Genomic DNA, 21,842 nt, shown 5'->3' with positions numbered 1-21,842 from the left:
CGACCGTCATCCCGGGCCGGCGTGGGGCCGGCCCGGTCCACCTCGCGATGGATCGGGCAGCAAAGTGACCAGCGTCAGTTCGAGCACCAGCAGCACGTCGACGGCCAGCTCGACATCGTCGAGCAGCTCCTCGGTCACCACGACCGGGACCACCACGTCGACCAGCGTCGATTGGAGCGCGCTGATCACCGCGGCGGTGAACGCCAAGCTGGTCCAGGCGACCACGATCTCGACCACGATCACCAACAACGAAGCCAAGGTCTCCGCCTACGAGACGCTTCAGACCGATCTTTCCACGCTGTCGAGCGGCCTGTCGTCGCTTGCAACCTCCGTCATCAATTCACTGGCGACCAACGCCTTTGCTACCCGCGCTGCAACCATCAGCACGACCGGCGACGTGAGTGCGTCTTCCGCGCTGTCGATGTCGGTCAGCAATGGCGCCGCGACCGGCGACCACACGCTGACGATCAGCCAGATCGCGACCGCGCAGAAGGTGGTCGGCACCTCGCAGTCGAGCCAGACCGACGAACTCGGCTATTCCGGCGTGTTTTCGATCGGCCTCGAGGGCGGCACCACGTCCGACGTCACCATCACCAGCACGATGTCGCTCCAGGACGTCGTCGACAGCATCAACGCCCAGACCTCGACCACCAACGTCCAGGCCTCGATCGTGCAGGTGTCGAGCGGGTCCTACGAGATGGTGCTGACCGGGACCGAGGACGCCGCCGACATCACCTATTCCAGCACCTCCGGCGACGACATCCTGAACAAGCTCGGCGTGACCGACAGTACCGGCGCCTTCGCCGACGTCCTTCAGACGTCGCAGGCGGCCATCTTCGCCCTCGACGGCATCTCGATGACCCGGGATACCAACGACATCACCGACGTGCTCACCGGCGTGACGTTCAACCTGCTCCAGGCCACGCCTGACGGGGCGACGGTGAACATCAGCATCGAGCCCGACACCAGCCAGATCGAGACGGCGGTCGAGAACCTCGTCACCAACTACAACACGTTTCGCGATGCCGTGATCGCGCAGCAGGCGACCGGATCGGACGGCACGGCGGATTCGAGCGCGGTGCTGTTCGGCGACGGCACCATGCGCGACATCATGGACGCGCTCCAGAACGCCATGAACAGCACCGTCGGCGGTCTCACCATGGCCGACCTCGGCCTGTCCTTCAACGAGAAGAACGAGCTCGAGCTGGATACCTCGACGCTGTCCGAGATCCTCAGCACGAATCTGAGCGGCGTCACCACGCTCCTGTCGGCGCAGACCAAGACGTCGTCGAGCCAGCTCACCGTCGTCAACACGGGAACGTCGCCGCAATCCTTCACGCTGGACCTCACGGTGGATTCCGACGGCAATCTCTCCTCCGCCTCGGTCGGCGGCGATTCCTCGCTGTTCACGGTGAGCGGCACGACGATCATCGGCGCTGCCGGAACCGCCTATGCCGGCATGGCCTTCACCTATTCGGGCTCGACCTCGCAGTCGATCACGGTGACGTCGACCTCGGGAATCGCCACGCAGCTCTACCAGCTCTCCAAGACCTACTCGTCGAGCTCGGGCGCGTTGCAGACGCTGATCACCAATCTGACCGATCGCGACAACGAGCTTCAGCAGAAGGTCGACGACGTCGAGAGCGCCGCGTCCGCCTATCAGACCCAGCTCCAGACGCAATACGCAAGCTACCAGGCCGCGATCGAGAGCGCCAACAACACGCTCACCTATCTCAAGGCCCTGCTCAACTCCAGCTCGAGTGATTGATGATGCATAATCCGATGGCGTACATGGCCAACCAAGCCTATCGGGGCGCCGCCACCAGCGTGCCGCCGCTCAAGGCGATCTCGATGCTGCTCGGCGGGGCGATCACCTTTCTCCAGAAGTCGCTGGCCGCGCAGGAAGCACGGCGCTTCGAGGAGGGGCATGAATATCTGATGAAGGCGACCGCGATCCTGCGCGGGCTCAGCCACAATCTCGATTTCACCAAGGGCGGCGCGGTGGCGGAGCGGCTGTTCCGGACCTACAACAGTCTCATCCTGGCGAGCCACAAGGCGTTCGGCCGGCCGCATGCCCGCGCGAGCTTCGGGCGCATCGTCGCAGCGCTCACTGAGCTGCGGGAAGCCTGGGAGCATGTCGATGCCACAGTGCGCGGCGGCAAGGCCGCGCCGGCCGATTCGACCCGCAAGGGCTGACGACGCCCGCCTCTCCGCGCCGCGGGAAGGGGAGACGTGAAGGCGGCCGGCCGTTTCGGCCGCTTTCCGTAATGCTGCGGGCGGTTTTGGCGCCTCAGTCCGCCGAAATCCGGTTTCCGCGACGCCTGCAATGCTTTATGACGGGCCTGACCGAGGCGGGATCGGCGGGCGATGGACGTCACCGAGTTTGAGGAACTGATCGATCGGCTGGGCGAGGATCTCTCCCTCTGGCCCGACGACCGACGTTTGCCCGCCGAAGAGTTGCTGGCACGATCGCCTGCCGCGCAAGCCCTGCTCGACGAAGCGCGCGCCTTACGTCATGCGCTCGCAGCGCCACCGGTCCGCGCGCCTGCGGGCCTCGCCGATCGTATCGTTGCTGCTGCTGCGAAAATGAAGAGCGACACCGCCGAGCCTCGCACCGAAGGCGAGACGGCGGGGAGCTGAGCGGCTTTTCTGATATCGGCCACGAGACGCCGTCATGCCCGGGCTTGTCCCGGGCATCCACGTTCTTCGTGCCGCGCGGCGAGGCGTGGATGGCCGGGACATAGGCGCGCGGGAGCGACGCCGTCCTTCAGACGGCTATGCCCGGCCATGACGCTGTGGAGGCGTCGGCGCCCGCAATGCTCGCCTCATGCGCGGTGACTTTGCCGCACGCGAAGCGAGAGAGTGCAGCTCGATCGCCACGACAGATCAACCTGATATCTCGCATCCCCTAACGCTCACGCGGCAGTTTTTGCCGTGTCGAAAGCTGCTTTCGCGCGCGTGAATTGCCGCCTGAATCCGCACGCCCACCCGTTTCATCAGCACACAGATTTCAAGCGCCGCCAACCGACGCCGGCAGCGCAGGAAAGCCGGAGTTTCTGATGACCGTATCCGCCACGAGTTCTGCAACGACTGCGACCACGACGACATCGTCATCGTCGAGCACGTCGTCCAGCTCGACGCTGACATCCAGCGATTTCCTGACCCTGCTGGTCAGCGAGCTCCAGAACCAGAATCCGCTGGATGCAACCTCGACCACCGACCTCGTCAATCAGCTCACCTCCTACGCCAATTTCACCTCGCAGCAGTCGATCAACTCCAATCTGAATTCGCTTGCGAGCTCGTTCTCGAGTCTGGTGACGCTCAACTCGGTCAACTATATCGGCCACACCGTCGAGGCGAAGTCCGACACGTCGACCTTGAGCAACGGCTCGGCGACGTTCGGCTACACGCTGTCCTCGGCGGCCTCGAACGTGTCGATCAGCATCTCGGATTCTTCCGGCAATGTTGTCTACACCGGTACCGGAACCGGCAATTCCGGCTCAAACAGCTTCACCTGGGACGGTAAGGACTCCAGCGGCACCCAGCTCTCCGACGGCGGCCAGTACACCATCTCGGTGACTGCGACGAACTCCGCCGGCAATTCGGTCCTCAGCTACACGACCGTCACCGGCACGGTGACCGGCATCGACACCTCGACCTCCACGCCATCGCTCACGGTGAACGGCGTCGCTGTCAGCGCCGCCAACATCCTCGGCGTGACGTCCTGATCTCAACGCCCTGATTTCCTCGGAGTTTCATCATGAGTCTCACCGGTGCATTGTCTTCGGCAATCTCGGCGCTCAACGCCCAGAGCCAGTCTTTGTCGATGATCAGCGACAACATCGCCAATTCCGACACGACCGGCTACAAGACGACGTCGGGGATGTTCGACGCGCTCGTGACCGCGTCGAGCAACACCACATCCTATGCGTCGGGCGGCGTCACCATCTCGGGCCGCGCCAACATCACCCAGCAGGGCCTGCTCGCCGCGACCTCCAACGCCACCGACGTCGCGATCCAGGGCACGGGCTTCTTCGTGGTGACCAGCGCCGCGTCGGGGGGCATCACGTCCTACACCCGCAACGGCGCCTTCACGATCAACAATGCCGGCTATCTCGAGAACAACGGCAGCTATCTCGAGGGCTGGCGCACTGACGCGGACGGCAATGTCATCGGCAGCGAGTCGGCCAGCAACCTTTCGGCCATCAACACCCAGGTCGCCTCGACCAGCGGCAGCGCCACCACCAAGACCACGATCGCGGCCAACCTGCCGTCGGATGCCGCGACCGGCGACACCTATACCAGCTCGATGACGGTGTACGACTCTCTCGGTGCTGCAAACACGATGCAGATCACCTGGAGCAAGACCGGCACCAACACCTGGAGCGCGAGCTTTGCCAATCCAACCTCGTCGTCGGACACCACGACCGCAACAGGCACGGCCTCCGGCACGATCGACATCACCTTCAACAGCGACGGCTCGCTGGCCAGCACCAGTCCGGACCCGGCAACCGTCTCGATCACCGGCTGGACCGACGGCGCAGCCGACAGCACCGTCACCATGGACCTCGGCACGGTCGGCGGGACCGATGGCCTGACGCAATATGCCTCCGGCGAGACGACGCCTTCGGTCAACGTCACCAGCGTTGATTCCGATGGCTTGTCCTACGGCAAGCTCTCCAGCATCTCGATCGGCAAGAACGGCGTTGTCGACGCCACCTATTCCAACGGCGAGACCATTGCGATCTACAAGATCGCGGTGGCGACGTTCGCCGATCCCAATGGTCTCTCCGCGGCCAGCGACGGTCTCTACTCGGCGACCGTGACGTCGGGGAACGCCTCCTTGCAGGCTTCCGGCGAGAACGGTGCGGGCACGATCTACGGCAGCGAGCTGGAATCCTCGACCACCGACACCTCCAGCCAGTTCTCGAGCATGATCTCGGCGCAGCAGGCCTATTCCGCCGCGTCCCAGGTCATCTCCACCGTCAACAAGATGTACGACACCCTGATCTCGGCGATGAGGTGAGCGATGCCCGGTGAAAGAACGAGTGCCGCCGGAGAGGCACTGCTGCGCCGGCTCAAGCGGCTGACGGCACGGGCCGCGACCGCCAGGAGCAGCGACCGCAAGCAATTGCTCGCATTGCTGGACGATGTCGAGACGACCCGGCGTGGTCTCCTGCGGGAATGCGCGGAGATCGAGGGTGAGATGAGGCAGGCAACCGTCAGGGCGACCGCGATCGGCGCTTATTTGCGCAATTCGCAGACGGGCCGCGGCAAACGGCATAACTAGAAGGCGATGAACATGACTGCAGCCCAAGCCAAGACGACGAACGCCGCAGGTGGCGACGCCCGGATCAAGTCGCTGATCACGCTGATCGACACGCTGACCGCATTGGTGGCGGAGGAGAATGCCGAACTCGCCAAGGGGTTGCCGGCCTCGCGCCTGAAGCAGGTGGACGAGAAGAACCGGCTGGCGGAAATTTTCGAGAGCATAGTCGCCGAGTGCGCGGCAGGCTCGACCAGCCTGCACGTTCGGGACCGGCTCCTGCGCGAGCAGCTGATGGAGCGGATCCTGAAGCTGCGTGTGGCGATGGACGAGAATCTGGTTCGGCTGCGCGCGGCGATCGAGGCCAGCAACCGCCGGATCGAGGCCGTCATGCAGGCGATCCGCGAGCAGATCGCGGCGGTGTCGCCTTATGGCGCGTCCGGTCGCGTCGCCGCCGGCCGCGCCGTTTCCAGCGGCACCAGCCGCAGCGCCTGACCAACGAGGAGCCGCCCGTGTCGCTCGATATCGCACGATCGATCGCCTTCAGCGGACTGTCGTCGACGTCCGTGCAGATCAGCGTGACGTCGTCGAACATCTCGAACGCCGACACCACGGGCTATACCAAGAAGACCGCGGACCAGTCGAGCAGCGTCACCAATGGCGTCGGCACCGGCGTCACGGTGACGGGCATCACCTCGACGGTCGACAAGCTGCTGCTGAAATCGCTGATCTCGGCGACCTCCGACCTCGGCTCGGCCGACACGGCCAACACCTATCTGACGTCGCTCGAGAAGCTCTACGGATCGACCAGCAGCACCGACGATTCGTCGACCGGAACCTCGCTTGCCAACAGCATTGCCTCGCTGGAATCGGCATTGTCGTCGCTGGCGAGCACGCCCAGCAGTGCCTCGCTGCAATCCAACGTCGTCAGCGCGCTCGACGACGTCGCGAGCCAGTTGCGCGAGACCTCGAGCGGCATCCAGAAGCTCCGTTCCGATGCTGATCAGGACATCGCGTCCTCGATCGACGACGTCAATACGGACCTGCAGCAGATCGCGGACCTGAACGCCCAGATCAAGCAGACGGCGGCGGCGGGCCAGTCGACCGCGGACCTGGAGGACCAGCGCAACACCGCGCTCCAGGACCTCGCGTCCAAGATGAACATCAGCTATTTCACGGCGTCGAACGGCGACCTCCAGATCTACACCAAGTCCGGCCAGGCGCTGGTCGACAGCTCCGCGCACACGATCAGCTATACTGCCGCGGCCAATGTGACGGCGGCGACGACCTACACGGCCGGTTCCTCGTCGAGCGGTTTCAGCGCGATCACCGTAAACGGCGTCGACATCACCTCGCAGATATCAGGCGGCGACATCGGCGCGCTCATCACGCTCCGCGACACGACGCTGCCGTCGGCGCAGTCTCAGCTCGATCAACTCGCCCAGCAGCTCGCATCGGCGATGAACAGCGTCTCGAACAGCGCCTCCGCAGTGCCGGCGCCGACGAGTCTCACCGGTACGACCAGCGTCACCAGCAGCACGGCGCTCTCCGCCACCGGCACGGTGCGTCTTGCCGTGACCGACCAGAGCGGCGATCTGGTCTCCTACGGCGATCTCGATCTGTCGTCCTATGCCACCGTCGGTGATCTCGTCACCGCCATCAACGGCATCTCCGGATTGTCGGCCTCGGTCGATGCGGACGGCCATCTCTCTGTCACGGCGACCGGTTCGGGCAACGGCGTTGCCGTCAACGAGATGACGAGCTCGGTGGGCAGCTCGAGCGAAGGGTTTTCGGACTATTTCGGCCTGAACGACCTTGTGACCGGTACGAGCGCGGCGGACATCGCGGTCAACAGCAAGATCCTGTCGGGCACGAACGAGCTACAGCTCGCGACGCTGGATTCCTCGTCCAGCCTGACGGTGGGCAGCACCGTGCTGTCGTCGGGATCCGCTACCGTGGTCAACGCCTTCTACGATGCGCTGACGGACTCCCGGACCTTCGCCTCCACCGGGGGCCTCGCGGCCACCACCGGCTCTCTTGCCGATTATGCCTCGGCCATCGTTTCGGATGTCGCAAGCAAGGCGTCCCAGGCCTCGACGAGCTACACTGCCAAGGAGACGACGCAATCGACCTACGCGAGCTCGCTGTCGTCGCAGTCCGGCGTCAACCTCGACGAGGAATCCGCCAAGCTCAGCACGCTCCAGAACAAATATTCCGCGGCGTCCGCGTTGATCCAGGCCATCAACTCCATGTACTCGGCGCTGCTCACCGCCGTGCAGTCGACCTAAGAGGGGCAGGCCATGGTAGCGATGCGTGTGGCGACCTTCGCGCAGTCGAACAAGATGATCGCCGATGCGATGCGCGTCGAGACGGTCATGGCCAACAAGCAGATCCAGGAATCCTCGGGTGTCATCTCGACCGATTTCGGCGGCTATGGTGCGGATGCCCAGCATGTCGTCAACCTCCAGGTCTCGGTGACGCGCGCGCAATCCTACATCGATGCGGCAACCCTCGCCGACAGCAAGGTCCAGGTGATGTATTCGGCCGTCGGCTCGATGACCGACATCCTCACGCAGCTCCGCTCCCAGCTCAGCGCCGCCTCGACCGGCAGTTCGACCGAGTCAAATGCCGTGATCTCGACCGCGCAGCAGGTGCTGGAGGAGATGGGCTCGCTCATGAACACGCAATATGACGGCCAGTATGTCTTCGCCGGCGGCAAGACCGACACGGCGCCGGTCGATCTCACCAGCTTCTCGTCCGGTACCGGCTCCACCACGACGGCCGATACCAGCTACTACAACGGGGACGACGAGATCGCTTCGGTGCGCGTGGCCTCGGACGAGACGGTGTCGTACGGCGTTACCGCCGACAATTCGGCGTTCGAGGAGGTGATGCGGGTGCTGAAGTTCGTCGCCAACAGCACCTCGCTGTCGTCCTCGGACATCACCAGCGCGCTCGATCTCGCCAGCACCGCGCTCGACGACACCGCGGCCGTGCAGGCAAAACTCTCCAGCGCGGCGTCGTCGATCGAGACAGCAAGCTCCCGCCAGACCGACTACAAGAGCTATGCCGAGAGCCTGTCGAACGACCTCACCGGCGTCGATGTCGCGGCGATCACGGCGCAGCTCTCGACCTACCAGGCGCAGCTCACCGCATCCTATTCGGCGCTTGCCAAGATCCTGAGCATGAATCTCGCGAGCTACCTGAAATAGGCGGAGCCTATTCGGCGGCGATCCGCTCCATCGCCGTGGCGCGAAGCCTGGCACGCTGGATCTTGACGCCGTTGGCGCTGTCGGTGACAGGGAAGGCGTCCACGACATAGATCCGGGCCGGCACCTTGTAGCCGGCGAGCCGCTCGCGCAGGCGCGCGGCCAGCTCGTCCTGTCGTGGCGGCTCGCCGACGGGGATCACGAAGGCGACGCAGCGCGCCTGGCCCTTCAGATCGACGGCAACCACCTGTGCATCGGCAACACCTGCGCAAGACTTGAGTTCGTCCTCGATCTCGCCGGGCGCGACCAGAAAGCCGCCGAGCCGCATGGCATCGCCCGCACGGGTCTCGTAGACGAAGGAGCCGTCGCCGCGCAGGCGGCCGATGTCGCCGGTGCGGAAGAAGCCATCCGCGGTGATGGCATCGCGCGTCGCGTCCGGATTGTTGAAGTAGCCGAGGAAGCACGACGGTGTGCTGATCTCGATCTCGCCGGAGACGCCTTGGGCCGCAAGCTCGCCGGTTTCGGTGTCGCGCACGCGCACATTTGCCACCGGCGACATCGGCCAGCCACCGCCTTCGATGCGGTCGGCGAAGGCGTCGGTGGTTCGGGCGATCGAGAACAGCGCCTGCACCTCGCTCGAACCGTAGAGGCCGAACAGCGGCAGGCCGCGCGTCTCGGCCTCCGCGGCCAGTTCACGCCAGCCCGGTTGGAACGCGGCGAAGCCGCAGATCTCGAGATGCGGGAACGGGCGTGGGGCACTGGTGAGGGCGAGGATACGCCGGAACATCTCGTCAGAGCCAAAGGAGTGCGTGATCTTGCGCTCGCTGAGAATTTCCAGCGCAGGCGCCGCTTCGAAGGCGTCGAGCACATGGACGGTCGCGCCCGCCGCGATGAAGCCGAGCAGGCTGGTCATGCCGAAGGTACCGCAGAACGGCAGCATGGCCAGCAGCGAATGACGCTGCGGCGAGAGTTTCAGCGCCTTGGCGACGGAGGCGGCATGCGTGGCCAGCGTCCGCTGCGAATGCGCGACGAGTTTTGGTCCCTTGGTCGTGCCCGATGTCGTGTAGAGCAGGACCGGCAGGTCGATCTCGCCCTGGTCCATCGGGGCTGGGGGACAGGGCTTCTCGAAGGCATCAAAGCGCACGCACGGCCATTGGGCTGGGATCGCGTCGGCCCCAACCACCGCGAGCTTCTGCATCGCAGGCACCTCGTCCCTGGGCACGCCAGCAAGAATGGCGGCAAAATCGATCGAGCGGAACACGGCCTCGACGACCATCAGCTTCGCGCCGGACACTTTGAGCAGATGCGCGACGTCCGCGCTGCGGTAGCGGGTATTGACGGCGGCGACGATCGCCCCACACCGGCCAGCGGCGAACAGCAGCGCGATCCATTCGATCCGGTTGATGAGCCAGACCGCAACCACATCGCCCTTGCCGATGCCTTGCGCGGCGAGCCAGGCGGCGGTCTGCTCGATCTTCGCAGAAAACTCCGCGCGCGAGACCGGCGTGCCGTCGAACACGAAGGCAGGATCGGTGGCGGTGTCGCCCCGGATCAGCGATTGCAGCGAGAATTCGTCGGTCGGCATGGCAACCGGAGTAACCCGATCGCGCGAACCTGTCTACTTGGTGCCGAACATCCGGTCGCCGGCGTCGCCCAGGCCCGGCACGATGTAGCCGTGGTCGTTGAGCCGCTCGTCGATCGCAGCGGTCCAGACCGGCACGTCGGGATGCTCGTTCTCGAACTGCGCGATACCCTCGGGCGCGGCCAGAAGGCACACGAAGCGGATGTCGCGGGCGCCGCGGGCCTTGAGCAGGGATGCGCCCGCACAGGCCGAGTTGCCGGTCGCCAGCATTGGATCCATCAGGATGACGGTGCGGTCGGACAGGTCCTGCGGCGCCTTGAAGTAATATTCCACGGCCTGCAACGTCTCGGGGTCGCGGTAGAGCCCGATATGGGCGATGCGCGCCGAAGGCATTAGCGCCAGCATGCCGTCGAGGAAGCCGACGCCGGCGCGCAGGATCGGTGCCAGCGTGAGCTTCTTGCCGGCGATCTTCGGCGCCTGCATCGCCGCGATCGGCGTTTCGATCTCGACCAGCTCCAGCGGCAGATCGCGCGTCACCTCGTAGCCGAGCAGCATCCCGATCTCGTTCAGGATCTCGCGAAAGCTCTTGGTCGAGCGATCCTTCTCCCGCATCAGGGAGAGCTTGTGCTGGACCAGGGGGTGGGCGACGACGTGGACGTTGCTGGTGCTCATGAAACCGCTCTACACGGTTCCGCGAAATTGCGCCAGATCGGACCGGTCTTTTCCGTGGGGTTACGCGGCCTCAACCGGGCATTGCGACCGCGCTGCGCGCCCGGTTGCTCGCCTCATAGGCAGCCATGGTCAATTCACGGTCGATTGCCGCTCGCATGGCGTCCATGGCTGGCCGGCGCAGGCGCTTCTTTGCGGTCGCATGCGATGGCTTGTGGATGGCGCGTAACGCGGCGACGATCTCCGCAAGGGTGCCGTCGATGGCTTCCGGCGCAACCAAGCGATCGAGGAAACCGGCGGTCAGTGCGTCCTCGGACCCGTACATCTCACCCAGCGTGGCGGTGCGGCTGAGCCAGGCCGGATGCACGCGGCTGCGTGCGAGCTCGATGGCAAAGCTCGGCGGCGCGATGCCGATCGCGACCTCGTTCAGCCCCATGCGATGCGGCCCTCGCGCGCCCAGCCTGACATCGCAGGCGAGCAGCAGGAACGTTCCCATCGGGAAAGCGTGGCCCTCCATCACGCCGATGATCGGATGCGGAAACAACATCAGCCGCAGCGCAAGCTCCGCGCCGGCCCGCACCATGTCGAGGCTCCTGGCGGCATCGCCCGATGCGAACACCTTCAGATCGAAGCCGGCCGAGAAGATTCCCGGTCGTGCCGAGCGCAGCACCACGATCTCCGCCTCCTGCTCGGCCCGGTCGAAGGCGGCGCCGATCTCGGCCAGCATCGCAGTCGACATCACGTTGACCTTGCCGTCGTCGAGCTCGATCCGTGCGACGCCGTCATTCAGCTCGTAGGTCACTCGCTTTGGCATCCTGTCTCTCCCTGCCGTTGTGATGCCTTGACTGTCGGAGGCTGATGTAGACCAATCAATATAGTTTTTCTGACCGGGGAGGGGCGCCATGCCGGCCGTGCCAAAACACCGCCAGCCGATCATCAACGCGGCGGTGACCCTATTCCGCCGCCAGGGATATTCACGCACCGGCCTCAACGACATCGTCGACGTCAGCGGCGCGCCGAAGGGCTCGCTCTACCACTACTTTCCGGACGGAAAATCCTCGATCGCGGTGGCCGCGGTCGAAGAGGCAGGCCGTCGCGTGGCCGATACCGTCGCCAAGCTCGCCGGCGAGTGCGCTTCGACCGGCGAACTCCTGCGCGCGCATGCAAGGCTGCTGGCGGGCTGGATGCAGGGCTCCGGCTTTCGCAATGGCTGCCCGATCACCACGGTGCTGCTCGAACTTGCGCCGCGCGAGCGCGCGGTCACCGACGCCGGTCGCAAGGCCTATGCAGCGCGGATATCGCTGCTGCGCGACAAGCTGCTCGCCGATGGTTTTGCCCGGCCGCGGGCGGAGGCGCTGGCCGTGCTCTGCACCTCGGCGCTCCAGGGCGCGCTGATTCAGGCCCGCGTCGAGCGTAGCGGCCGGCCGATCGAGGTCACGGCGGCGGAACTGGCGCGGCTGATCGAGGCGGAAGCGAGCAGCTAGACGCCGAGGCCGCGCGCCACGAGCGTGATCACGAGCGTCAGGATACCGCCCCAGATCAGGCTCAGCGTCATGGTCAGGATGGTCACGGTGACCGCCTGCTCCAGATTTGCCTTGAAGGGCATGGTCATGATGCCTCAGGCGTGAAGATGCCAGACATAGATCGCGGTTCTCAGCGCGATGAGCACGGTGAGCACGCTGCCCATCGAGAGCAGGGTCAGCGCGCTCACGGCGAGGCGCTTCAGCCGGACCTTGCGCGCCGTCGACATCCGCGCCGGGCGTTCCTTCCACAGAACGGGCTGCTCAAAACCGTGTGTCAGCATCGACATTGTCTGGTGTTCCTTTGCTAAATGGGTCTAATCGATATTGTCGCAGGCGAGCGGTTCGTAGAGCGGATCCGCGCAGCGAACGGAAGGAACGCTCGGCCGCGCCATGTCCACGGCCAGGGCCTGGACCTCGATGAAGGCCGACAACAGAGCCGTTGCGAGATCGGCGTGGCGCGCCTCGGTCGCGGCGTCCAGCCAGTCCGGCAGCTCACGCTCGCGCGAGAGTGCGCAATGCCACTCGCCTTCGTCATAGGCGATGCGACGGACCTGCCACATCGGCAGCTCGAGCTCCAGCAGCGCCAGCGCAGCATCGGCCCAGGCCTCGACGTCGATCAGGCGCATAATGCGTGCGGTGCGTGCGCTTTGGCCGAGCGAGGGAATGCGCCGGCAAACGTGGGCGATGATGTCGAGCATCAACGGCCGTGTCATCGCTTGCGCGTTGCGCAGGCGCTCGCCGAACGAGGATGGATCGCAGTGTCCGAGTGCGGCGGTAATGTCAGGCCTCCTGGAATTGGCGTCGGTCAGACGGCCGGCCGCACCAAGATGGCCAAAGCGGCATTTGAAAACGAGATGAGGAAGAGGCGCGAGATATAGGGATTTCATAAGTGTGGAATGGGACGGGTCCGCGCTGGTGGAAGGCTCGGTCTCTTCCATTCTCCGCTGTCGTCCCGGCGAAGGCCGGGACCCATAGCCACGCAAGATGGTTTGGCGAAGATTCTTCGCTACGAGCTTCCCGTCGCAACTACTTCCTGGGGGTATGGGTCCCGGCCTTCGCCGGGACGACGCCGACTGCGCGAGCACCACCCTCCGCCTTTATGAGATTCCTATAACGTCGCCATAGCCCTCATCTCGAAAACCTATGGCCATGATGGCACTTCAGCACGGTCAAAAGTCCCGGCTGGCGCCCGTGGAAATGCCGTTGCGTTTCCTTCACGAGCCCTCGCCGGGTTCCTGAGAAACGGTTGCGCCGGACATGAGGGCGCAACGAGGAGCATCGCCATGATGGACATTCTGATGCTGGCGCTGGGCATCGGCTTCTTCGCCCTCGCGATCGGCTACACCTACGCCTGCGAACGGCTGTGACGGAGCGGATCATGATCTTCGATTACGCACTCGCCGGTGCCGTCTCGTTCGGCCTGCTGGCCTATCTCACCTACGCGCTGCTGCGGCCCGAGCGGTTCTGACCCGTGCTGCTGCTCCTTGAATTGCTGTTCGCCGACGCCGTGCTCGTCGCGGGCCTGCTTGCGCTGCTCCTGCCGCTTTTGCGCCGGACCCAAAGCCTGAAGGGTTAATGCCATGACTATGATCGGTTGGCTCCAGATCATTCTTTTCTGTGTCATCATCGTCGCGCTGACCAAGCCGCTCGGCTGGTACATGACGCGCGTGTTCAACGGCGAGCGGACCTTCCTGTCGCCGGTGCTGCGCCCCATCGAGGCCGGCATCTACTGGTTCTCCGGCGTCGACGAGAAGCGCGAGCAGCATTGGCTGACCTATACGGTCGCGATGCTGCTGTTCCATGTCGGCGGCTTCCTGATCATCTACGGCGTAATGCGGCTCCAGGCCGTGCTGCCGTTCAATCCGGCCGGGCAGGGCGCGGTCGCGGAAGATCTCTCCTTCAACACCGCGATCTCCTTCATCACCAACACCAACTGGCAGAATTACGGCGGCGAGAGCACGCTGTCATATCTCGTCCAGATGCTCGGCCTGACGCACCAGAACTTCCTGTCGGCCGCCACCGGCATCGCGCTGGCGGTCGCGCTGATCCGCGGCTTCTCGCGCGCTTCGGTGCGAACCGTCGGCAATTTCTGGGTCGATGTCACCCGCACCACGCTCTACGTTCTGCTGCCGATCTGCGTCGTCTACACGCTGTTCCTGGTCTCCCAGGGCATGCCGCAGACGTTGGGCGACTACGTCGAGGCGACCACGCTCGAAGGCGCCAAGCAGACCATCGCGGTCGGCCCGGTGGCCTCGCAAGTGGCGATCAAGATGCTCGGCACCAATGGCGGCGGCTTCTTCAACGCCAATGCGGCGCATCCCTTCGAGAACCCGACCGCACTGTCCAATTTCGTGCAGATGCTCTCGATCTTCGCGCTCGGCGCAGCGCTGACCAACGTGTTCGGCCGCATGGTCGGCAACCAGCGCCAGGGCTGGGCGATCCTGGCGGTGATGGGCGTCCTGTTCGTCGCCGGTGTCGCCGTCACCTACTGGGCGGAAGCGAACGGCACCTCGACGCTCCACGCTCTGGGCCTGACCGGCGGCAACATGGAAGGCAAGGAGGTCCGCTTCGGCATCGTCGCGTCCTCGCTGTTCGCGGTCATTACCACTGCCGCTTCCTGCGGCGCGGTCAACGCCATGCATGACAGCTTCACCGCGCTCGGCGGCATGATCCCGCTGATCAACATCGAGCTCGGCGAGATCATCGTCGGCGGCGTCGGCGCCGGCATGTACGGCATGCTGCTGTTCGTCATCCTCGCCATCTTCGTCGCGGGGCTGATGGTCGGCCGCACCCCGGAATATGTCGGCAAGAAGATCGAGGCGCGCGAGGTCAAGATGGCGATGCTGGCCATCCTGGTGCTGCCGCTGATGATCCTCGGCTGGACCGCCGTCGGCGTGGTCTATCCGGCGGCGGTCGCCTCGATGGCGAATGCCGGACCGCACGGCTTCACCGAGGTGCTCTACGCCTTCACCTCGGCGACCGGCAACAACGGCTCAGCCTTCGCAGGGCTCACCGGCAATACCTTCTTCTACAATCTCACGCTCGCATCGGCGATGTTCGTCGGCCGCTTCTTCATGATCGTTCCGGCGATGGCGATCGCGGGCTCGCTCGCCGCCAAGAAATCGATCCCGCCGTCGGCAGGCACTTTCCCGACCACGGGCGGGCTGTTCGTCGGCCTCGTCGTCGGTGTGATCCTGATCATGGGCGGCCTGACCTTCTTCCCGGCGCTCGCACTCGGCCCGATCGTCGAACATCTGGCGATGAACGCCGGAAACCTCTTCTGATTGTCTGGAGTGACCTCCATGGATACGATGAAACTGCAAAAACGTGCCCCGATGTCGGCGATGCTCGATCCCAAGATCGTGGTGCCCGCGATCCGCGCCTCCTTCGCCAAGCTCGACCCGCGGCTGATGGTGAAGAACCCCGTGATGTTCGTGGTCGAGGTCGTGGCCGCGCTGACCACCGTGATCTTCCTGCGTGATGTCCTTACGGGAGGTTCTGGCCTCGGCTTCACCTTCCAGATCATCCTCTGGCTCTGGTTCACGGTGCTGTTCGCCAATTTCGCCGAAGCGGTCGCCGAAGGCCGCGGCAAGGCGCAGGCTGAATCACTGCGTAAGACCCGTACCGAAAGCCAGGCCAAGCTTCTGACCGGCGCCGGTCAGGCCTTCAAGCTGGTCCCGGGCACGAGCCTCAAGGTCGGCGACATCGTGCTGGTCGAGGCCGGTGACACCATTCCCTCCGACGGCGAGGTGATCGAGGGCGTGGCTTCGGTCAACGAGGCGGCCATCACCGGTGAATCCGCGCCTGTGATCCGTGAATCCGGCGGCGACCGTTCCGCCGTGACCGGCGGCACGCAGGTGTTGTCCGACTGGATCCGCGTCCGCATCACGGCAGCGCAAGGCTCGACCTTCATCGATCGCATGATCAAGCTGGTCGAGGGCGCCGAGCGGCAGAAGACGCCGAACGAGATCGCACTCAACATCCTGCTCGCCGGCCTCACCATCATCTTCGTGTTCGCCACCGTCACCATCCCGAGCTATGCGGCCTATGCCGGCGGCTCGATCTCGGTGGTCGTGCTGGTTGCGCTGTTCGTGACGCTGATCCCGACCACGATCGGCGCACTGTTGTCGGCGATCGGCATTGCCGGCATGGACCGCCTGGTGCGCTTCAACGTGCTGGCGATGTCCGGTCGCGCCGTCGAGGCCGCCGGCGACGTCGACACGCTGCTGCTGGACAAGACCGGCACGATCACGCTCGGCAACCGGCAGGCGACCGCCTTCCGCCCCGTGCGCGGCGTGACCGAGCAGGAACTGGCCGACGCGGCCCAGCTCGCCTCGCTCGCGGACGAAACTCCGGAAGGCCGCTCCATCGTCGTGCTGGCGAAGGAGAAATACGGCATTCGCGGCCGCGACATGGCCGAGCTCGGTGCGACCTTCATTCCGTTCACGGCGCAGACCCGCATGAGCGGTGTCGATGCCGGCGGCTCCTCGGTGCGCAAGGGCGCGGTCGACGCCATGCTGAATTATGTCGGGGGCGGTGCGCTGTTGGCCGTTGCCTCAGGCAACACCGCGCGTGCCATCCAGCCCGCCGGGCTCTCGGACATCGGCCGTGAGATCCAGACCATTGCCGATGAGATTTCGAAGGCCGGCGGCACGCCGCTGGCCGTTGCCAGGGACGGCAAGCTGCTCGGCGTCATCCAGCTCAAGGACATCGTCAAGGGCGGCATCCGCGAGCGTTTTGCCGAGCTGCGCCGCATGGGCATCCGCACCATCATGATCACCGGCGACAACCCGATGACGGCCGCCGCGATCGCCGCGGAAGCCGGCGTCGACGACTTTCTGGCGCAGGCAACCCCCGAGGACAAACTCAAGCTGATCCGCGACGAGCAGGCCAAGGGCAAGCTGGTCGCCATGTGCGGCGACGGCACCAACGACGCGCCGGCGCTGGCGCAGGCCGACGTCGGCGTCGCCATGAACACCGGCACGCAGGCGGCCCGCGAGGCCGGCAACATGGTCGACCTCGATTCCAACCCGACCAAGCTGATCGAGGTGGTCGAGATCGGCAAGCAGCTCCTGATGACGCGCGGCGCGCTGACGACGTTCTCGATCGCCAACGACGTCGCCAAGTATTTCGCGATCATCCCGGCGATGTTCCTGGCGTTCTACCCCCAGCTCAACGTGCTCAACGTCATGAACCTGTCGAGCCCGCAGAGCGCCATCCTGTCGGCGATCATCTTCAACGCGCTTGTTATCATCGCGTTGATTCCGCTGGCGCTGAAGGGCGTTGCCTACCGCGCGGTGGGTGCCGGCGCGCTGCTCCGCCGTAACCTCCTGATCTACGGTCTCGGCGGCATCGTCATTCCCTTCATCGGCATCAAGGCGATCGACCTCGTCGTCACCGCCTTGCACCTGGCTTGAACCGTCGGCGCGCGGCGCAACACGCCGGGCGCAACGACGAAGACTTAGGAGACCTAACATGCTCAGAGAAATCCGCCCCGCCATCGTTCTCCTTCTGGTGCTCACCGCCATCACGGGCCTCGCCTATCCGCTGGCGATGACGGCCATCGCCGGCACGCTGTTCCCCGCGAAGGCGCAGGGCAGCCTGATCGAGAAGGACGGCAAGGTGATCGGCTCCGCCCTGATCGGCCAGGAGTTCAAGGACGACAAATATTTCCACGGCCGCCCCTCGGCGACGCTCGCACCCGACCCCAATGACTCGACCAAGACGGTTTCGGCGCCCTACAACGCCGCCAATTCGGGCGGCTCCAATCTCGGCCCGACCAGCAAGGCGCTGGCCGACCGGCTGAAGGAAGATGTGGACAAGCTCAAGGGTGAAAATCCGAACGCGGCCGTGCCGGTCGATCTGGTGACGACGTCGGCCAGCGGCCTCGATCCCGACATCTCGCCTGAAGCGGCACAATTCCAGGTGCCGCGCGTGGCCAAGGCCCGGAATATGCCGGAGGACGCCGTGAGGCAGATCGTGGCGTCCAGCGTCGAAGGCCGTTGGCTCGGCCTGCTCGGCGAACCCAGGGTCAACGTATTGACGCTGAATCTCGCGCTGGATCGCGCCGCCGCGAAGTAGTGGTCTAGGCTCCCGGCGCGCAGACGATTATATTGGCAACATGGTCCGAGAGCGCCGCGATTCCGAACAACGTCCGTCTCCCGAGGCGCTGCTGGAAGCTGCGCGCCGGGAGGAGAGTGCGAGCGGCAAGCTGAAGATCTTCGTCGGCGCCGCTCCCGGCGTCGGCAAGACCTACGAGATGCTCCAGAGCGCCCATGCCAGGCGCAAGGCCGGCATCGATGTCGTGGTCGGCTTCGTCGAGACCCATGGCCGCGCCGAGACCGAGGCGCTGGTGCGCGACCTCGAAGTGATCCCGCGCAAGCGGCTGGATTACCGCGGCCAGACCGTCGAGGAGATGGACCTTGATGCCGTGATCGCGCGGCGGCCGCAGATCGCGCTGGTCGACGAGCTCGCCCACACCAACGCCGCAGGCAGCCGCCATCCGAAACGCTATCTCGACGTCGAGGAGCTGCTGTCCCACGGCATCGACGTCTACACCGCCGTCAACATCCAGCACATCGAGAGCCTGAACGACGTCGTCGCCCAGATCACCCATGTGCGGGTGCGCGAGACCGTGCCGGATTCGGTGTTCGACCGCGCCGACGCCATCGAGCTGATCGACCTCACGCCCGACGACCTGATCCAGCGGCTGAGGGAGGGCAAGGTCTACGTCCCCAAGCAGGCCGAGCGGGCGCTGGAGCATTATTTCTCCCCGGGCAATCTGACTGCGCTGCGCGAGCTTGCGCTGCGACGTACGGCCGAACGGGTCGACGAGCAGCTCCTCCATCACATGCAGGCGAACGCCATCGCGGGGCCCTGGGCCGCGGGCGAGCGCATCCTCGTCTGCGTCAGCGAGGAGCCGCGCGCGGCCGGCCTCGTGCGCTACACCAAGCGGCTGGCCGACCGGCTGCATGCGCCGTTCACCGCGATGTCGATCGAGACGCGGCGATCCCTGCAATTGTCCGACGAGGAGCGCGACCGGCTGGCCGATACGCTGCGGCTCGCCGAATCGCTGGGCGGCGAGGCGCTGACGATTCCCGCCGTCGGCCGCCGCATCGCCGACGACGTCGTCAATTTCGCGCAAGGCAACAACGTCACCCAGATCGTGATCGGCAAGTCGACACGCTCGCGCTGGTTCGAGATGACGCGCGGCTCGGTCGTGCACGACCTGGTGCGCCGTGCCGGCAACATCACGGTTCATGTCATCGCCGGCGACGACTTGCCCGGAGAAGCGGCGCCGAAGACGGCGGTGCAGACCGCCGCGCGGTCGGAGCCGTTCAATCCGCTGCCCTACCTGAAGGCGCTCGGGATCGTCTTGATCGGTCTGGGTGCCGCCGTATTGCTCCAGCCGCGGTTTGGAATCGAGAATGTCGATCTCGTGCTGTTGACGGCGGTGGTCGCGGTCGCCGTGCGGTATGGATTGTGGCCGTCATTGCTTGCGAGCATCGCAGCCTCGCTGGCCTACAACTTCTTCTTCCTTCCGCCGGTCTATACTTTCACAATCACCGATCCGACCAACGTTGCGGCGTTCTTCTTCTTCATGCTGATCGCTATACTGGTCTCCAACGTTGCGGCGCGCGTGCGCACGCAGGCGGATGCCGCCATCGGCCGGATCAGGATGACCGAGCAGCTCTACGCCTTCAGCCGCAAGCTCGCCGGCACCGCTACGCTGGACGACGTGCTGTGGGCGACGGCGTACCAGATCGCGTTGATGCTGAAAGTCCGGGTGGTGCTGCTGCTGCCGGAAGAAGGCCTGCTCACGGTCAAATCGGGCTATCCGCCCGAAGATGACCTCGACCAGGCTGATCTTGCCGCGGCCAACTGGGCCTGGAGCAACGATCGCCCCGCGGGCCGCGGTTCGGACACGCTGCCGGGGGCGAAGCGCCTGTTCCTGCCGATGCGCACCGGTCGGGGTCCGATCGGGGTCATCGGCATCGACAACGACCGCACCGGCCCGCTGCTGACGCCGGACCAGCGCCGGCTGCTGGACGCGCTGGTCGACCAGGGCGCGCTCGCGATCGAGCGCGTGCTGCTGGTCGAGGACATGGACCGCGTCAAGCGCACCGTCGAATCCGAGCGGCTCCGCTCGGCGCTCCTGACCTCGATCTCGCATGATTTGAAGACGCCGCTCGCCTCCGTGCTGGGCGCGGCCTCGACCATGCGCGATCTCGCCGGCGCGCTCTCCGACACCGAGAAGCGCGACCTGCTCGCTACCGTGATCGACGAGTCCGAGCGGCTCAACCGCTTCATCGCCAATCTGCTCGACATGACCAAGCTCGAATCCGGCGCGATCGTACCCAACACGGCGCTGCACGATCTCGGCGAGATCGTCGGCAGCGCGCTCCGCCGCGCGAGCAAGATCCTCACGGCCCACAAGGTCGAGCTGGTGCTGGCAGCCGATCTGCCGATGCTCCAGCTGGACGCCGTGCTGTTCGAGCAGGTGCTGTTCAACCTGCTCGACAATGCCGCCAAATACTCGCCGCCCGTCACCACGGTCTCGATCCGCAGCCGGCGCGAGAGCGATCATGTGGTGCTTCAGGTCGCGGACGAGGGTGACGGCATCCCGCCCGACGAGCTCGAGAGCGTGTTCGACAAGTTTTACCGCGCGCAGAAAGGCGATCACGTCCGTCCCGGCACCGGGCTCGGGCTCGCCATCTCCCGCGGTTTTGTCGAGGCCATGCGCGGGTCGATCTCCGCCGCCAACCGCAGCGACCGGAGCGGGGCGATCCTCACCGTCCGTCTGCCCGTTCCGGCCCAGACCCACGCATTGGATACCGCCGCATGAGCGCTGCCGCGATCAAGGTCCTGGTCATCGACGACGAGCCGCCGATCCGCAAATTGTTGCGGATGGGATTGACGACGCAGGGCTATGAGATCCTGGAGGCGTCGAACGGCAAGACCGCTCTGGAGAAGCTCGTCGAAGAGCCCGCGCTGATCATCCTCGATCTCGGCCTGCCCGACATCCAGGGCCATGAGCTGCTGCGCACCATCCGTGCGCGCAACGAGAGCGTGCCGATCGTGGTGCTGTCGAGCCGGGGCGACGAGGCCGGCAAGGTGCAGGCGCTCGATCTCGGCGCAGACGACTACCTGACCAAGCCGTTCGGCATGGACGAGCTTTTGGCCCGCTTGCGCGCGGCGCTGCGGCACCAGCTTCAGGTGCAGGGCGAGCGCCCGATATTCCGCACCGGCGATCTCTCCGTCGATCTCGTGCGCCGCATCGTCAAGCTCGGCGAGCGTGACGTGAAGCTGTCGCCGAAGGAATATGATCTGCTGCGCGTGCTGGTGCAGCACGCCGGCAAGGTGCTGACCCACAGATTCCTGCTCAAGGAGCTCTGGGACGAATTGACCGATGCGCAATACTTGCGCGTCTATGTCCGTCAGCTCCGCCAGAAGATCGAATCCGATCCCGAGCGGCCGCAATATGTGCTGACCGAGACGGGGATCGGCTACAGGCTGAAGGCGGGGGATTGACTTCTACAGACCTATAGGGTGGGCAAAGGCGCAAAGCGCCATGCCCACCATTTCGGTCGCGG

General features: G+C 65.3%; 23 protein-coding genes. 16 read left to right on the top strand and 7 right to left on the bottom strand.

Annotated features, from left to right (window positions below; genetic code table 11):
* Positions 1 to 6: 6 nt before the first annotated feature.
* Complete coding sequence (locus tag RAD15_RS16800; protein ID WP_458179247.1) at positions 7 to 258, bottom strand: hypothetical protein; 252 nt, start codon at positions 256 to 258, stop codon at positions 7 to 9.
* On the opposite strand from RAD15_RS16800, the gene fliD reads away from it, so the two are divergent.
* The 9 genes from fliD (at position 197) to RAD15_RS16755 (ending at position 8,478) form a co-directional block, all read left to right on the top strand.
* Positions 197 to 1,768 (top strand): flagellar filament capping protein FliD, encoded by a 1,572-nt coding sequence (gene fliD / locus RAD15_RS16795; protein ID WP_458179246.1) that lies wholly within the window; start codon positions 197 to 199, stop codon positions 1,766 to 1,768. The genes RAD15_RS16800 and fliD overlap by 62 nt on opposite strands.
* A complete protein-coding gene (locus RAD15_RS16790; protein ID WP_458179245.1) occupies positions 1,768 to 2,196 on the top strand; it encodes a flagellar export chaperone FliS in 429 nt (142 codons plus the stop codon). The genes fliD and RAD15_RS16790 overlap by 1 nt, the downstream gene beginning before the upstream one ends.
* A gap of 171 nt (positions 2,197 to 2,367) precedes the next feature.
* On the top strand, positions 2,368 to 2,640 hold the full coding sequence (locus RAD15_RS16785; protein WP_458179244.1) for a hypothetical protein: 273 nt from the start codon (positions 2,368 to 2,370) through the stop codon (positions 2,638 to 2,640).
* Between the two features lie 419 nt (positions 2,641 to 3,059).
* Positions 3,060 to 3,728: a flagellar hook assembly protein FlgD gene (locus RAD15_RS16780; RefSeq protein WP_458179243.1), complete on the top strand. Its 669-nt coding sequence runs from the start codon at positions 3,060 to 3,062 to the stop codon at positions 3,726 to 3,728.
* A 32-nt stretch (positions 3,729 to 3,760) separates the two neighbouring features.
* Complete coding sequence (flgE, locus tag RAD15_RS16775; RefSeq protein WP_458179242.1) at positions 3,761 to 5,026, top strand: flagellar hook protein FlgE; 1,266 nt, start codon at positions 3,761 to 3,763, stop codon at positions 5,024 to 5,026.
* Between the two features lie 3 nt (positions 5,027 to 5,029).
* On the top strand, positions 5,030 to 5,290 hold the full coding sequence (locus RAD15_RS16770; RefSeq protein WP_458179241.1) for a hypothetical protein: 261 nt from the start codon (positions 5,030 to 5,032) through the stop codon (positions 5,288 to 5,290).
* A gap of 12 nt (positions 5,291 to 5,302) precedes the next feature.
* Complete coding sequence (locus RAD15_RS16765; RefSeq protein ID WP_458179240.1) at positions 5,303 to 5,761, top strand: flagellar protein FlgN; 459 nt, start codon at positions 5,303 to 5,305, stop codon at positions 5,759 to 5,761.
* 17 nt (positions 5,762 to 5,778) lie between these two features.
* Entirely contained in the window at positions 5,779 to 7,554 is a 1,776-nt protein-coding gene (gene flgK, locus RAD15_RS16760; RefSeq protein WP_458179239.1) for a flagellar hook-associated protein FlgK, read from the top strand.
* A 12-nt stretch (positions 7,555 to 7,566) separates the two neighbouring features.
* Positions 7,567 to 8,478 (top strand): flagellin, encoded by a 912-nt coding sequence (locus RAD15_RS16755; protein ID WP_458179238.1) that lies wholly within the window; start codon positions 7,567 to 7,569, stop codon positions 8,476 to 8,478.
* 7 nt (positions 8,479 to 8,485) lie between these two features.
* Here the strand turns inward: RAD15_RS16755 and RAD15_RS16750 are convergent, their stop codons facing one another.
* The 3 genes from RAD15_RS16750 to RAD15_RS16740 form a co-directional block, all read right to left on the bottom strand.
* Complete coding sequence (locus RAD15_RS16750) at positions 8,486 to 10,060, bottom strand: AMP-binding protein (RefSeq protein WP_458179237.1); 1,575 nt, start codon at positions 10,058 to 10,060, stop codon at positions 8,486 to 8,488.
* Between the two features lie 33 nt (positions 10,061 to 10,093).
* Complete coding sequence (upp, locus tag RAD15_RS16745; protein WP_458179236.1) at positions 10,094 to 10,729, bottom strand: uracil phosphoribosyltransferase; 636 nt, start codon at positions 10,727 to 10,729, stop codon at positions 10,094 to 10,096.
* 70 nt (positions 10,730 to 10,799) lie between these two features.
* Positions 10,800 to 11,540 (bottom strand): crotonase/enoyl-CoA hydratase family protein, encoded by a 741-nt coding sequence (locus RAD15_RS16740; RefSeq protein ID WP_458179235.1) that lies wholly within the window; start codon positions 11,538 to 11,540, stop codon positions 10,800 to 10,802.
* Between the two features lie 88 nt (positions 11,541 to 11,628).
* On the opposite strand from RAD15_RS16740, the gene RAD15_RS16735 reads away from it, so the two are divergent.
* Positions 11,629 to 12,210 (top strand): TetR/AcrR family transcriptional regulator, encoded by a 582-nt coding sequence (locus tag RAD15_RS16735; RefSeq protein WP_458179234.1) that lies wholly within the window; start codon positions 11,629 to 11,631, stop codon positions 12,208 to 12,210.
* Here the strand turns inward: RAD15_RS16735 and RAD15_RS16730 are convergent.
* Genes RAD15_RS16730 through RAD15_RS16720 form a run of 3 tightly spaced genes read right to left on the bottom strand, consistent with a single transcriptional unit; the run spans position 12,207 to position 13,028 of the window.
* Complete coding sequence (locus RAD15_RS16730; protein WP_458179233.1) at positions 12,207 to 12,338, bottom strand: hypothetical protein; 132 nt, start codon at positions 12,336 to 12,338, stop codon at positions 12,207 to 12,209. The two genes, RAD15_RS16735 and RAD15_RS16730, sit on opposite strands and share 4 nt — an antisense overlap.
* 6 nt (positions 12,339 to 12,344) lie before the next feature.
* Positions 12,345 to 12,536: a hypothetical protein gene (locus tag RAD15_RS16725; protein ID WP_458179232.1), complete on the bottom strand. Its 192-nt coding sequence runs from the start codon at positions 12,534 to 12,536 to the stop codon at positions 12,345 to 12,347.
* A gap of 27 nt (positions 12,537 to 12,563) precedes the next feature.
* Entirely contained in the window at positions 12,564 to 13,028 is a 465-nt protein-coding gene (locus tag RAD15_RS16720) for a hypothetical protein (RefSeq protein WP_458179415.1), read from the bottom strand.
* 599 nt (positions 13,029 to 13,627) lie between these two features.
* Between RAD15_RS16720 and RAD15_RS16715 the strand changes: the two genes are divergently transcribed.
* The 6 genes from RAD15_RS16715 to RAD15_RS16690 all read left to right on the top strand — a co-directional run bounded on the left by RAD15_RS16715 (position 13,628) and on the right by RAD15_RS16690 (position 21,780).
* A complete protein-coding gene (locus tag RAD15_RS16715; protein WP_049823729.1) occupies positions 13,628 to 13,717 on the top strand; it encodes a K(+)-transporting ATPase subunit F in 90 nt (29 codons plus the stop codon).
* A gap of 112 nt (positions 13,718 to 13,829) precedes the next feature.
* Positions 13,830 to 15,533 (top strand): potassium-transporting ATPase subunit KdpA, encoded by a 1,704-nt coding sequence (kdpA, locus tag RAD15_RS16710; protein WP_458179231.1) that lies wholly within the window; start codon positions 13,830 to 13,832, stop codon positions 15,531 to 15,533.
* 18 nt (positions 15,534 to 15,551) lie between these two features.
* Positions 15,552 to 17,666, top strand: a complete 2,115-nt coding sequence (gene kdpB / locus RAD15_RS16705) for a potassium-transporting ATPase subunit KdpB (protein WP_458179230.1) — start codon at positions 15,552 to 15,554, stop codon at positions 17,664 to 17,666.
* Positions 17,667 to 17,724: 58 nt separating this feature from the next.
* Positions 17,725 to 18,330 carry a K(+)-transporting ATPase subunit C gene (locus RAD15_RS16700; RefSeq protein ID WP_458179229.1) on the top strand — a complete coding sequence of 202 codons (606 nt, stop codon included), beginning with the start codon at positions 17,725 to 17,727 and terminating at the stop codon, positions 18,328 to 18,330.
* Between the two features lie 40 nt (positions 18,331 to 18,370).
* Positions 18,371 to 21,094 (top strand): DUF4118 domain-containing protein, encoded by a 2,724-nt coding sequence (locus RAD15_RS16695; protein ID WP_458179228.1) that lies wholly within the window; start codon positions 18,371 to 18,373, stop codon positions 21,092 to 21,094.
* Positions 21,091 to 21,780: a response regulator gene (locus RAD15_RS16690; protein ID WP_458179227.1), complete on the top strand. Its 690-nt coding sequence runs from the start codon at positions 21,091 to 21,093 to the stop codon at positions 21,778 to 21,780. The genes RAD15_RS16695 and RAD15_RS16690 overlap by 4 nt, the downstream gene beginning before the upstream one ends.
* The last annotated feature ends 62 nt before the right edge of the window (positions 21,781 to 21,842 follow it).

The sequence above is a fragment of the Bradyrhizobium sp. 14AA genome (assembly GCF_054185205.1).
This window is presented reverse-complemented; position numbering and strand designations above follow the sequence as displayed.